The following is an 11,939-nucleotide window of genomic DNA, read 5'->3' on the forward strand; positions in this document are numbered from 1 at the left end:
TAACTGATGTTCGGCACGAAATGCCCGTCCATCACGTCGCAATGGATCCAGTCGGCGCCGGCCGCATCGATCGCTGCGATCTCCTCGCCGAGCCGCGCGAAATCCGCGGCCAGGATCGACGGCGCAATGATGATCTCTCTCGTCATGACTTCGCACTCCTCTCCACAACCGGACCATCGCTGAACACCCGGCTCGCCAGCACGTCGGCTGGATCGATCGTTTCGAGGTCGGTAATGTCGAGCATGCGATCGAGATCGGAAACCAGCCGGTCGGCCTGCCGCAAGCGGATGCGGTCGACAGCGTTGCGGATCGAGCGCGCATTGGAGAAGAACGGCTGGGTCCGGCGCAGCGCGATGTATTTTTCGAAGGCCTCGCGCGCCGCCGCCGAGAAACGATAGCCGCGCTCCCTGAGCATCAGCTCGGCGATGACGAGAAGCTCGGCCTCCGCATAGTCCGGGAAGTCGATATGGTGCGCGATGCGCGAGCGGAAGCCGGGGTTGGAGGCAAAGAAGCTCGTCATCCGTTCGCCATAGCCGGCCAGGATCACGACCAGGTCCTCGCGCTGGTTCTCCATCACCTGGAGCAAGATCTCGATCGCCTCCTGGCCGTAGTCGCGCTCATTGTCGGGCCGGTGCAGGTAATAGGCCTCGTCGATGAAGAGCACGCCGCCCATCGCCTTCTTCAAGATCTCCTTGGTCTTCGGCGCGGTGTGGCCGATGTACTGGCCGACAAGATCGTCGCGCGTGACCGAGATCACCTGCCCACGCCGCACGAACCCAAGCCCGTGCAGGATCTTTGCCATGCGCAGCGCCACGGTGGTCTTGCCGGTGCCGGGATTACCGGTGAACGACATGTGCAGCGTCGGCGGCGCCGAGGCCAGTCCTGCGCGCTGCCGAATACGCTCGATCAGCAGGAGCGAAGCAATCTGGCGCACACGGTTCTTGACCGGCCTCAAGCCGATCAGTTCCTGCTCGAGCTGTTGCAGCGTCGCGGTGATCCCGGCGGCCTCGGATTCCTTTCGGATATCGAACGTGGTCTCGCCGCCTTCGGTGATCGTTGCGTGGGGAACGTCGAGCATCGGCACCTCGAAGAAAAGGGCTTCGCCGCGAGGGAGCGGCGAAGCAGTGGTCCGCCAAGGATGCGGAGCAGGGAGTGCTCCGCGCGGAACGGCTGATTATGCTTAAGCGTGCGCGGTCGTTCGGCGCACGGTGGTGTAGCGGATCGCGCGCCCGCCGACCTCCTGCCGCACCAGCTCGAACTCGGCCTCCTGCGGCGGCCGGTTGACGAGGAAGGAGATCCGCACCGACTCCCAGCCATGGCTGGAGTCGAATCCGCTGATGCGGATGTAACGGTCGCCGTACACCCGGCGGCATTCGGCAAGTTCCATCATCACGCCGGCGGCGTCCTGAAGGTCGAACATCGGCAGGCCCCACATCTCCCAATAGGTGTTGCGCGGATGCGGATCGTCGGTGAACTCGATGTTCACCGCCCAGCCGTTGGCGAGGCAATACTGCACCTGCCTGGTGATCTGGTCGTCGGTCAGATCGGGCAGGAACGAGAAGCAGCCCTGGGTCAATTTCATGTCGCGTCTCCTCAAACGGTTTCCAGCGCGGTCGGAACGAAGTCCGGCGTGTCGGTGGACTGATAGTTGAAGGTCACGTCCTTCCAGACTTCGAGCGCGGCCTTCAGTGGCGTGCAGGTCTCCGCCGCCCTGGCCAGGATCTCCGGACCCTCATGGACGTAGTCGCGACCCTCGTTGCGGGCGAGGATCATCGCTTCCAGCGCGACGCGGTTGGCGATCGCACCGGCCGCAATCCCCATGGGATGGCCGATGGTGCCGCCGCCGAATTGCAGCACGACGTCTTCCCCCAACAGGTCGAGCAACTGATGCATCTGGCCGGCATGGATGCCGCCGGAGGCCACCGGCATCATCTTGTTGAGGCTCGCCCAGGACTGGTCGAAGAACAGGCCGTGCTCGAGCTTCATCGGATTGAAATCCTCGCGGCAGACATCGTAATAGCCGCGCGTGGTGTTGGGATCGCCTTCGAGCTTGCCGACCACCGTGCCGGCATGGATGTGATCGACGCCGGCAAGCCGCATCCATTTGGCGATGACGCGGAACGACACGCCGTGGCTCTTCTGCCGCGTATAGGTCGAGTGGCCGGCGCGATGGAGATGCAGGATCATGTCGTTGCGGCGCGCCCATTTCGCCATGGACTGGATCGCGGTGTAGCCGATCACGAGGTCGATCATGACGATGCACGATCCGAGCTCCTTGGCGAACTCCGCGCGCTCGTACATGTCTTCCATCGTCCCGGCGGTGATGTTGAGATAGGTTCCCTTCACCTCGCCGGAAGCGGCCTGCGCACGGTTCACGGCCTCCATGCAATAGAGGAAGCGGTCGCGCCAGTGCATGAAGGGCTGTGAGTTGATGTTCTCGTCGTCCTTGGTGAAATCGAGCCCGCCCTTCAGCGCTTCGTAGACCACGCGGCCGTAATTGCGGCCCGAAAGCCCGAGCTTCGGCTTCACCGTTGCTCCGAGCAGCGGCCGGCCGAACTTGTCGAGGCGTTCGCGCTCGACCACGATGCCGGTCGCCGGGCCCTGGAACGTCTTCACATAGGCGACGGGGAAGCGCATGTCCTCCAGACGTAGCGCCTTCAGCGGCTTGAAGCCGAAGACGTTACCGATGATCGAGGCCGAGAGGTTGGCGATCGAGCCGGGCTCGAACAGGTCGAGGTCATAGGCGATGTAGGCAAAGTACGAATCCGGCGAGCCCGGCACGGGATCGACTCGATAGCACTTTGCGCGATATTTCTCCGCCGCCGTCAGACGGTCGGTCCACACCACCGTCCAGGTTGCCGTCGAGGATTCACCGGCGACCGCTGCGGACGCTTCGATCGGGTCGACTCCCTCCTGCGGCGTCACGCGGAACAAGGCGATCACGTCGGTGTCCTTCGGCATGTAGTCGGGCTCCCAATAGCCCATGCGCTTGTATTCCATGACGCCCGAGCGATAGCGCTCCTTGCCGCGGACCGTGCCGGTATGTGCGTTCATGATTCTCTCCTCGTTTCTCTCTTCTGCTCTCTGAATGGTTCAGGCCGCGACGGGCTCGCGGGCGTCGATGCGCGGGTCGAGTTCGCCGGCGCGGTAACGTCGCGCCATCTCGCTCATCGGGATCACCTTGATCTTGCTTGCATGGCCGGCGGTGCCGAACTGCTCGAACCGCTCGCGGCAGAGCTCGCGCATCGCGTCCATCGCGGGCTTCAGGAATTTGCGCGGATCGAATTCGGATCTCGCTTGCGCGGCGACCTTTCGGAACACCGCGGTCATTGCCAGGCGGCAATCGGTGTCGATATTGACCTTGCGCACGCCGCTCTTGATGCCGCGGACGATTTCCTCCACCGGCACGCCCCAGGTCTGCGGCATCTCGCCGCCGAACTGGTTGAACATGTCCTGGAGCGGCTGCGGCACCGACGAAGAGCCATGCATGACCAGATGCGTGTTGGGCAGCCGGCGATGGATCTCCTCGACCACGCGCATCGCCAGAATGTCGCCGTCCGGCTTGCGGCTGAACTTGTAGGCACCGTGCGAGGTGCCCATCGCGATCGCGAGCGCGTCGACCTTGGTGGCGCGAACGAAATCGACCGCCTGGTCGGGATCGGTGAGCAACTGGTCGTGGCTGACCTTGCCCTCGACGCCATGCCCGTCTTCCTGCTCGCCACCGCCATGCTCGAGCGAGCCAAGCACGCCGAGCTCGCCTTCCACGGATGCGCCGACCCAATGGGCAAGATCGACGACGCGGCGGGTGATCGCGACGTTGTAGTCGTAGTCGGCCGCCGTCTTGGCGTCGGCCTTGAGCGAACCGTCCATCATCACCGAGGTGAAGCCGTGGGCGATGGCGCTGGCGCAGGTCGCCTCGTCATTGCCGTGGTCCTGATGCATGCAGAGTGGAATGTCCGGATAGGTCCGCTCCAGCGCGTCGATCATGTGCGAGAGCATGAGGTCGCCCGCATAGCTGCGCGCGCCGCGCGAGGCCTGGATGATCACGGGCGCATCGACCTCGGCGGCCGCCTGCATGATCGCGATGCCCTGCTCCATGTTGTTGATGTTGAACGCCGGCACCGCGTAGCCGTGATGAGCTGCGTGATCGAGCAATTGCCGAAGGGTGATACGTGCCACGGGAGATCCTCCTWTTGTGCTTTGCCTGCGCGGGCGACCGCGCGCCGGGCTGCCTCTGCGATGCTTTGCGCCGTAATACCGAATTCGCGGTAGAGCACCGATGCCGGCGCCGAGGCGCCGAAGCCGCGCATGCCGACGAACTCGCCTTCGGCGCCGATCCAGCGCGGCCAATCGCCGAGCACGGCGGCCTCGATGCCGACGCGTGGCGCCGAGCCCAGGACGGTGGCGCGATAGTCCTCCGGCTGTTCCTCGAACAGGGCGAAACAGGGCGCGGAGACGACGGCCGCGCGGATGTGCTCGGTCGCGAGCAGACGGGCGGCGTCCAGCGCGATTGAGACCTCCGAGCCGGTCGCGATCAACGTGACATCGCGACCGCCGTCCGGCGTGACGACGAGATAGGCGCCATGTGCGACGCGGTTCCTGCCACGGGCATCACTGCGGAAGGTCGGCAGCGCCTGACGCGACAGGCACAGCACCGAGGGACGATCCTCGGCCTCAAGTGCGCAGTCCCACGCCTCCAGCGCCTCGACAGCATCAGCCGGGCGGAACACGAGAAGGTTCGGAATGACCCGCAGCGCGGCGAGATGCTCGACCGGCTGATGCGTCGGGCCGTCCTCGCCGAGACCGATGGAATCGTGGGTCATGACATGGATGACGCGCAGCCGCATCAACGCCGCAAGTCTGATCGCCGGCCGGCTGTAGTCGGAGAAGGCGAGAAACGTGCCGCCATAGGGAATGAAGCCGCCGTGCAAGGCGAGGCCGTTCATCGCGGCGGCCATGCCGTGCTCGCGGATGCCGTAGTGGATGTAGTTGCCCGCAAACGCGTCGCGCGTGACGGGAATCTGCGCCTTGGCGTGCGTCAGATTCGAATGCGTCAGGTCCGCGGAACCGCCGACAAGCCCCGGGATCGTCCCGGCGATACCGTCGAGCACCTGCTGCGAAGCCTGCCGCGTCGCGAGCTTCGGACGCTCGGTGGCGAAGCGCTCGCGCAATTTGGCCGCGGCCAGCGCATAGGCACCTGGCAGGGCAACGGCCTTGCCTTCGATGAACAGGTCGCGCTGCTCGGACGTCGCGCATTCGTAGCGATCGAGCCAGGCCAGACGCTCCACCTGTCCGCGCTGGCCGATCATCCGCCACGCTTTCAGGATCGGGATCGGCACGACGAAGGGCTGGTAGTCCCAGCCGAGCGTCCTGCGTGCCGCCGCCGTCTGCTCGACACCAAGCGGAGCGCCATGCGCCTTCTCGGTGCCCTGCCGGTCCGGCGCGCCATAGCCGATGATGGTGCGGCAGGCGATCAGCGAAGGGCTTGTCGTCTCGCGCTCTTCCGCAATCGCCTGCGCAACAGCTTCGGGATCATGCCCGTCGACGCGGCGCACCGACCAGCCCGACGCCGCAAACCGCGCAAGCTGATCGTCCGATGTCGCAAGCGACGTCGGCCCGTCGATGGAGATTCCGTTGTCGTCGAACAGCACGATCAGGCGGCCGAGTTGCAGATGGCCGGCGAGCGAGATCGCCTCCTGGCTGATGCCCTCCATGAGGCAGCCGTCGCCGGCGATCACATAGGTGAAGTGATCGACCAGACCATCGCCATGCCGCGCATTGGCCATGCGCTCGGCGAGCGCCATACCAACGGCAGTGGCAATCCCCTGCCCCAGCGGCCCCGTCGTGGTCTCGACTCCAGGTGTGTGGCCATATTCGGGATGGCCCGGCGTCTTCGAGCCCCATTGCCGGAACGCCTTGATATCGTCGAGGCTGACGGCGCCGCCGGTGAGATGCAGCAGCGCATAGAGCAGCATCGAGCCGTGGCCGGCCGACAGCACGAAGCGGTCGCGGTCCGGCCAATTGGGATGGGCCGAGTCGAATTTGAGGAAGCGCGAGAACAGCACGGTCGCGACATCGGCCATACCCATCGGCAGGCCGGGATGGCCGGACTGCGAGGTCTCGATGGCGTCGACCGCGAGGAAGCGGACCGCGTTGGCGAGATCGTTGTGGCTGACCGTGCTGAGGTCGGCTTCGGCATGGACGGAGATGTTCATCGAATTCTCCCCTTGTTCACTTCAGGTTTCGCTTGCGCTCGATGAGCTGCATGATCAGCGGCGTCAGGATCAGCTGCATCGCGAGGTCCAGCTTGGCGCCGGGACACACGATCGAATTGGCGCGCGACATCCAGCTGTGCGGCAGCATCGAGAGCAGATAGGGAAAGTCGATGCCGCGCGGGTTCTTGAAGCGGATCACCACCATCGATTCGTCCGGCGTCGGGATCCAGCGCGCGATGAACGGATTGGAGGTATCGACCGTCGGCACGCGCTGGAAGTTGATGTCGGTCTCGGAGAATTGCGGGCAGATGTAGTGGATGTAGTCCGGCATCCGCCGCAGAATCGTGTCGGTGACGGCCTCGGTCGAATAGCCCCGCGCGCTGCGGTCGCGGTGCAGTTTCTGAATCCATTCGAGATTGATGACGGGCACAACGCCGATCTTGAGGTCGGCATAACGCGCGACGTTGACCTTGTCGGTGACGACGGCGCCGTGCAGGCCCTCATAGAACAGCAGGTCCGAGTTTTCGGGCAGCCGTTCCCATTCGGTGAAGGTGCCGGGCGGCGCGCCGTGCAGCGCGGATTCTTCGGCGTCGTGAATGTAATGCCGCGTCGTTGCCGTACCGGTCTCGCCATAGTCGCGGAACGCCCGCTCCAATTCCTCGAACAGGTTGGTCTCGGGGCTGAAATGGCTGAAATGCCTGTTGCCGCGATCAGCCTCCTTCGCCATCTGCGTGCGCATCTCGGCGCGGTCGTAGCGATGAAAGGCGTCGCCCTCGATGTAGACGGCATTGACCTTCTCGCGGAAGAATATCTGCTCGAAGGTCTTCTTGACCGAGGTCGTACCGGCGCCGGAGGAGCCGGTGATGGAGATGATCGGATGCTTCCTGGACATTAGTCGCCTCCCATCACAGCCGGAAGAAGCCGCGCCGCGCGAACAGCGGCGCTGAGACGCTTGCGACGAGCAGCGGATCGCAGTGCAGTTCCGCAACGCGCCGCACTTCGTTGCTCGATCCCATGATCAGCGGCACGCGCTGATGCAGGCTGTCCGCGGCAAGGTCGAGGATGCGCTCGCGCCCGGTCGAGGCGGAGCCGCCGGCCTGCTCGATGATCATGGCCATCGGGTGGGCCTCGTAGGTGAGACGCAGGCGGCCGTCGCCATAGCCGGGGCGCGCATCGGACGGATAGAGGAAGACGCCGCCGCGGGTGAGGATCCGATAGGCCTCCGCGACCAGCGAGCCGATCCAGCGCATGTTGAAGTTGTGGTTTGCCGGCCCATCGACACCGGCAAGGCACTCGTCCACGAAGGCACGCACCGGCGGATCCCAGTGCCGGCGGTTGGAGGCGTTGATCGCGAACTCGTCGCAGGCCTCGGAAATCTGCACGGCGCTGCGCGCGAGACGGAAGCAGCCGGACCTGCGGTCGTAGGTGAAGATGTCGACGCCGTCGCCGAGCGTCAGCACCAGCGAGGTCTGCGGACCGTAGGTGACGAATCCCGCCGCAAGCTGCGCCGAGCCGCGCTGATGGAACGCGAGCGCGAGGTCGTCCGGGACCGGCAGGATCGAGAAGATCGTGCCGACGGTCATGTTGATGTCGATGTTCGAGGAGCCGTCGAGCGGATCGATCGCGATGCAGATCCTGGCCTCGCGGTCGCCGATCTGGGGCTCGCGCATTTCCTCCGACGCCAGAGCTGCGATCGGCAATTTGCCGAGGCAGCGGCGCAGGATCGCGTCCGCCCGGACGTCGAGGTCACGCTGGAGATCGCCGTCGCTGTTGCGCTCCGTGGTCAGGCCGGAGGCGTCCGCGAGATCTCCGGTGCCGATGAGATCGGCAATCTCGATCGCGGCCGCGGCTATGGCGTCGATGGCGGCGGCAACCGCCAGCGCGCGAGGTGCGGTCTCGGAATACCGTTGAAGGTGGTCGTCCAGCCTGATTTGCCCGGTCATCTGCGTCCATCCCCTTGCGGGCGCCGCATCCAGTTCCCTCCCCGGCGGAGGTCGGTGCGGTCGGTCCCAGCATCAGGAGATTGACAGCGACGGCTTAATAAGGAAAATTTCTATTCATAATGAGCGCCAAAGAATTTTCTTATAATGGCCCCAGCCATGCGGCGACCCAGCTCCGGCATCTGACGATCCGGCAGCTGCGCTCGCTCGCGGCACTCTCGGCCAAGGGCAGCGTCACGGCGGCCTCGAGCCATCTCGGCCTGACCCAGCCGGCCGTGACCCAGCAGCTCCGGCAGCTCCAGGATCTCGCAGGCCTGCCGCTGGTGCAGCGGACCGGCGACGGCATGCTGTTGACGGAGGCCGGCAAGGAGGTGTTGGCGCTGGCAGAGCGCGTCGAAGCCGCGATCGCGGACTGCCAGGGCGCGCTCGATCTGCTCGCCGGGCGCACCGGCGGCACGGTGCATCTCGGCGCGGTCTCGACCGCGAAGTACTTCGTGCCGCATGCGATCGCGGCGTTCACCAAGCGTTACCCGAAGATCGAGATCAGGCTCACCATCGGCAATCGCGAGGAGATCCGCGAGGCGATGCACGGCTACGACCTCGATTTCGCCGTGATGGGTCGGCCACCGGCCGACGTCAGCGTCGACGTGCGCCAACTCGGGCGCAATCCGCACATCATCGTCGCGCGCAAGGGGCACTGGCTGGAGAAGGATGCCGGCCTCAGCCTGACCGATCTCGTGCACGAGACCTTCCTCACCCGCGAGCCGGGGTCGGGCACGCGCACGCTGATGGAGGGCATGTTCCAGAAGTCGGATCTCGAGCCGATCATCGGCATGGAGATGAGCAGCAACGAGACCATCAAGCAGGCGGTGATCGCCGGGCTCGGCATCGCCTTCATTTCCGCCCACACCGTCGCGCATGAGCTGAGCGAAGGCCGGCTCATCGTGCTCGATGTCGCGGGCCTGCCGATCGTCCGGCAATGGTACGTGATCCGCCGCAGCGACAAGGTACTGCTGCCGCCGGCGCAGGCGATGTTCGATTTCCTGGGCTCGGAAGGGTCGAACTATCTGCCCGACATGCCCGAGCTCGGCGAGCGCTAGATTCAGCCCATCAGCTTCATCGCGACCGTCGCCGCCAGAATGACGATGATCTGGAGCAGGCGCTCAGTCGTAAAGATGCGGTTGAAGATGGTCATCGCTCGCCCCGGCCGACGTGAAGGAGATCCGGGCGACTTGCTATCATGCGCGGGCGCCGGGGTAACTCCGTAGTCGCCACGGATTCCGCCCCCGCCCAGAGCCAGCAATCGCCGATGGTCATCGCCGATCTCGTTGCGGCGATGGTTAACGATCAGGCCGCGCGTGGAGCGGCGCAATCCATCCGCGCGGCGAAATAGGCTTCCAGCTCCGTCAGCGCCCGGGCTTCCCATTCCCCGGCCTGCTCCAGCAGCGACCAGCTCTGGCTCGGCCGGAAGACGGCAGTCTGGCGGTAGAGCGATGCGATCCCGCGATAGCGGCGCACGTTCTCCAAGATGGCGTGCCCGTTTACCTGGCCGTTCATGTCCGAAAACTCCCTCGTCATTCCCACGAGAGAAATTGCGGCCAAATCTTTTTCGAAAAGTTAGCGGCGCAGGCGAAGCTCGCGAATGGTTGCCGGACTGTTGCGCCGGCGCAACGCGTCGCCCGCGCGCAAGGCCCGTTCATTGCGAATTCGTTGCCGCGCTCTCGCCCGACGCGCGAAGCCCGCCGCGGCTGATGATCGCCATCGTCTCGCGGCAGAGATCGGCAAGGCCGATCAGGAGCACGGCGAGCAGGAAGAACAGGTTGATGGAATCGGTATTCGCGCTGGTCAGCGGATTGAACTGGAAGTAGGGCGGCATGAATGCCCACCACACCACCGGAACGGTAAGCAGAGCCGCGAACACCGCAGCCGGCGCACCGGCCAGAAGTCCGACCAGGAAGATGCAGGGCAGGAATGTCGCGAAGTAGAGCTTTGCGCCGAGCACGACGCAGATGCCCTGAACCATGGCCGACACGGCCACGACCGCAAATCCGAACAGAAACGCCTGCCACGACCACGGCCGTAACCGCGGTACGCCAAACAGTCCCGCACGCCCCATAAGCCTCCCCCTGCCGCCCGTTAACCAGGCTCGCTTGCGACCTAAGTACTACAGCCGCACGGAAACCGCGAGACGGAAATGGCACCGTCGAGGGCTTGGTAAACGGCTGCGGCGCACGATCGTACCGCTACTCGGTGGCCGCATAGAGCAGGCCCGCGACCGGCAAGGCCAGGCCGATCGCCGACGCCAGCGTCCAGCCGCCCTGCGCGAAGGCCCAGGCGCCGACCGCGGAGCCGGCAGCGCCGGCGGCGAAGAACGTCGCCATGTAGAGGCCGTTGAGGCGGCTGCGATGTTCGTGCCCGAGCGCGAAGATGGCGCGGAAGCCGAGCACCACGTTGCCCTGGACGCCGATATCGATGGCGATCGCGGCCACCACCAGGCAGGCCAGGTTCAGCATCGAGCCGGCCGCGCCGATATAGGTCACGAGGAAGCCCGCAGCCGCGAGCAGCATCGCAACCAGCGTCGCAATGCGGCTATGGCCGCGATCGGCGAGCCGTCCCGCGATTGGCGCGGCGAACACGCCGGCGACACCGGCGAGCGCGAACAGCGCGATGCCGGTCTGAGAGAAGCCGAACGCGCCGGCGAGCTGGAGTGGCGCCACCGTCCAGAACAGGGTGAAGGCGCCAAACAGGCTCGCCTGGTAGAGGGCGCGGCGCCGCAGCAGCGGCATGGTCCGCACCAGATGCGGCATCGACAGCAGCAGCGTGCCATAATGCATGCGCGCAACGGGTTTGCGCTTCGGCAGCACCATCCAGAGCACGGCTGCGAGCACGATCATCAGCGCGGCTGAGGCGAAGAACACCGCATGCCACGACGACGCAGCCGTGACGAAGCTCGACACCGGCCGCGCCAGCATGATGCCGAGCATCAATCCGGTCGAGACGTTGCCGACGACGCGACCGCGGATGGCCTCGGGCGCGAGATGCGCCGCATAGGGAATGATGATCTGCACCGCGACCGAGCCGAGCCCGATGAACAGCGCGGCGATCAGGAACGGCAGCGCATGGGTGGCGAAGGCGGCGGCCAGCAACGCCGCGGCGCCGAGCGTGATGACGGAGCAGATCAGGGTCCGGTTCTCGACGAGATCGCCGAGCGGCACGATGAAGAGCAGCCCGGTGCCGTAGCCGATCTGCGTCATGGTGACGATCAGGCCCGCTGCGGCATGCGACAGGCCGAGCGCGGCGCTGATCGGGGCGATCAGCGGCTGGGCATAGTAGATGTTGGCGGCGACCATGCCACAGGCCGCGGCAAGCACGAAGGTCAGTCGCTGCGACACCGCATCCGGCTCGGGCGCGGTCTCGATCGTGGCATTCATCGTCATTTACAGGCTCCAGACATAGAGAACGATCGTTCCCTATATGACAAAAAATTCAGGCGAGCAGCTTCATCGCGACGCCGACCAGGCGCTCGCCGTCGAGCGACAGGCGCGCCTTGCCGACGACGCGCATGCCCTGCGTGATGCAGATCATCAGCCGCGCGGTGTCGTCGGCGTCGACATGGTGGGGAATCGAGCCATCGGCCAGCCCTTCGCGAATGAGGCCGGCGATGAAATTCTCGTTGGCCTTGAGCTGCGCATTGACGCGCGCTCCGACCACCGGGTCGAGCGTGGAGAGCTCGACCGCGCTGCCGACCACGAGACAGCCGCGCCGCCCCTCGCTGCCCTGGGAG

12 protein-coding genes and 1 pseudogene are annotated in these 11,939 nt (G+C 65.4%); 1 reads left to right on the plus strand and 12 read right to left on the minus strand.

Annotated elements, in window-relative coordinates; translation table 11 throughout:
* The 8 genes and pseudogenes from ACXJL8_RS19905 to ACXJL8_RS19940 all read right to left on the minus strand — a co-directional run.
* A pseudogene (locus ACXJL8_RS19905) lies at positions 1-146 on the minus strand (ribulose-phosphate 3-epimerase); the annotation flags it as partial.
* Positions 143-1,078, minus strand: coding sequence for a CbbX protein (gene cbbX / locus ACXJL8_RS19910; protein ID WP_456619797.1), 936 nt, complete (start codon positions 1,076-1,078; stop codon positions 143-145). The pseudogene ACXJL8_RS19905 and the gene cbbX, both read right to left, overlap by 4 nt.
* 102 nt (positions 1,079-1,180) lie before the next feature.
* Positions 1,181-1,582 carry a ribulose bisphosphate carboxylase small subunit gene (locus ACXJL8_RS19915; RefSeq protein WP_456619798.1) on the minus strand — a complete coding sequence of 134 codons (402 nt, stop codon included), beginning with the start codon at positions 1,580-1,582 and terminating at the stop codon, positions 1,181-1,183.
* 11 nt (positions 1,583-1,593) lie between these two features.
* The gene (locus tag ACXJL8_RS19920) at positions 1,594-3,054 is read right to left on the minus strand and encodes a form I ribulose bisphosphate carboxylase large subunit (RefSeq protein WP_456619799.1); all 1,461 of its coding nucleotides are present in this window, start codon (positions 3,052-3,054) and stop codon (positions 1,594-1,596) included.
* A 39-nt stretch (positions 3,055-3,093) separates the two neighbouring features.
* Positions 3,094-4,155, minus strand: coding sequence for a class II fructose-bisphosphate aldolase (fba, locus tag ACXJL8_RS19925; protein ID WP_456685441.1), 1,062 nt, complete (start codon positions 4,153-4,155; stop codon positions 3,094-3,096).
* A complete protein-coding gene (gene tkt, locus ACXJL8_RS19930) occupies positions 4,044-6,215 on the minus strand; it encodes a transketolase (RefSeq protein ID WP_456685439.1) in 2,172 nt (723 codons plus the stop codon). Before tkt ends, fba begins: the two co-directional genes overlap by 112 nt.
* A 16-nt stretch (positions 6,216-6,231) precedes the next feature.
* Complete coding sequence (locus ACXJL8_RS19935) at positions 6,232-7,107, minus strand: phosphoribulokinase (protein WP_456619802.1); 876 nt, start codon at positions 7,105-7,107, stop codon at positions 6,232-6,234.
* Positions 7,108-7,120: 13 nt separating this feature from the next.
* Positions 7,121-8,158, minus strand: coding sequence for a class 1 fructose-bisphosphatase (locus tag ACXJL8_RS19940; protein ID WP_456619803.1), 1,038 nt, complete (start codon positions 8,156-8,158; stop codon positions 7,121-7,123).
* 119 nt (positions 8,159-8,277) lie between these two features.
* Here ACXJL8_RS19940 and ACXJL8_RS19945 point away from each other — a divergent pair, with 119 nt between their 5' ends.
* A complete protein-coding gene (locus ACXJL8_RS19945) occupies positions 8,278-9,255 on the plus strand; it encodes a LysR family transcriptional regulator (protein ID WP_456619804.1) in 978 nt (325 codons plus the stop codon).
* Positions 9,256-9,502: 247 nt separating this feature from the next.
* Here the strand turns inward: ACXJL8_RS19945 and ACXJL8_RS19950 are convergent, their stop codons facing one another.
* From ACXJL8_RS19950 to ACXJL8_RS19965, 4 genes are all read right to left on the minus strand, one after another.
* On the minus strand, positions 9,503-9,712 hold the full coding sequence (locus ACXJL8_RS19950; protein WP_456619805.1) for a hypothetical protein: 210 nt from the start codon (positions 9,710-9,712) through the stop codon (positions 9,503-9,505).
* A 139-nt stretch (positions 9,713-9,851) separates the two neighbouring features.
* A complete protein-coding gene (locus ACXJL8_RS19955; RefSeq protein ID WP_456619806.1) occupies positions 9,852-10,271 on the minus strand; it encodes a DUF4118 domain-containing protein in 420 nt (139 codons plus the stop codon).
* Positions 10,272-10,398: 127 nt separating this feature from the next.
* Positions 10,399-11,592: an MFS transporter gene (locus ACXJL8_RS19960; RefSeq protein ID WP_456619807.1), complete on the minus strand. Its 1,194-nt coding sequence runs from the start codon at positions 11,590-11,592 to the stop codon at positions 10,399-10,401.
* 49 nt (positions 11,593-11,641) lie between these two features.
* Positions 11,642-11,939 (minus strand): TetR family transcriptional regulator C-terminal domain-containing protein (locus ACXJL8_RS19965; protein WP_456685440.1); only part of this gene is annotated, 298 nt, incomplete at its 5' end.

The sequence above is a fragment of the Bradyrhizobium sp. P5_C11_2 genome, from assembly GCF_054049755.1.

What these genes read in the sequence shown, in the direction of transcription:
- cbbX (WP_456619797.1), bottom strand. Translation starts at nt 1,078, where the DNA reads ATGCTCGACGTTCCCCACGCAACGATCACCGAAGGCGGCGAGACCACG.
- ACXJL8_RS19915 (WP_456619798.1), bottom strand. Translation starts at nt 1,582, where the DNA reads ATGAAATTGACCCAGGGCTGCTTCTCGTTCCTGCCCGATCTGACCGAC.
- ACXJL8_RS19920 (WP_456619799.1), bottom strand. Translation starts at nt 3,054, where the DNA reads ATGAACGCACATACCGGCACGGTCCGCGGCAAGGAGCGCTATCGCTCG.
- ACXJL8_RS19935 (WP_456619802.1), bottom strand. Translation starts at nt 7,107, where the DNA reads ATGTCCAGGAAGCATCCGATCATCTCCATCACCGGCTCCTCCGGCGCC.
- ACXJL8_RS19940 (WP_456619803.1), bottom strand. Translation starts at nt 8,158, where the DNA reads ATGACCGGGCAAATCAGGCTGGACGACCACCTTCAACGGTATTCCGAG.
- ACXJL8_RS19945 (WP_456619804.1), top strand. Translation starts at nt 8,278, where the DNA reads ATGAGCGCCAAAGAATTTTCTTATAATGGCCCCAGCCATGCGGCGACC.
- ACXJL8_RS19950 (WP_456619805.1), bottom strand. Translation starts at nt 9,712, where the DNA reads ATGAACGGCCAGGTAAACGGGCACGCCATCTTGGAGAACGTGCGCCGC.
- ACXJL8_RS19955 (WP_456619806.1), bottom strand. Translation starts at nt 10,271, where the DNA reads ATGGGGCGTGCGGGACTGTTTGGCGTACCGCGGTTACGGCCGTGGTCG.
- ACXJL8_RS19960 (WP_456619807.1), bottom strand. Translation starts at nt 11,592, where the DNA reads ATGACGATGAATGCCACGATCGAGACCGCGCCCGAGCCGGATGCGGTG.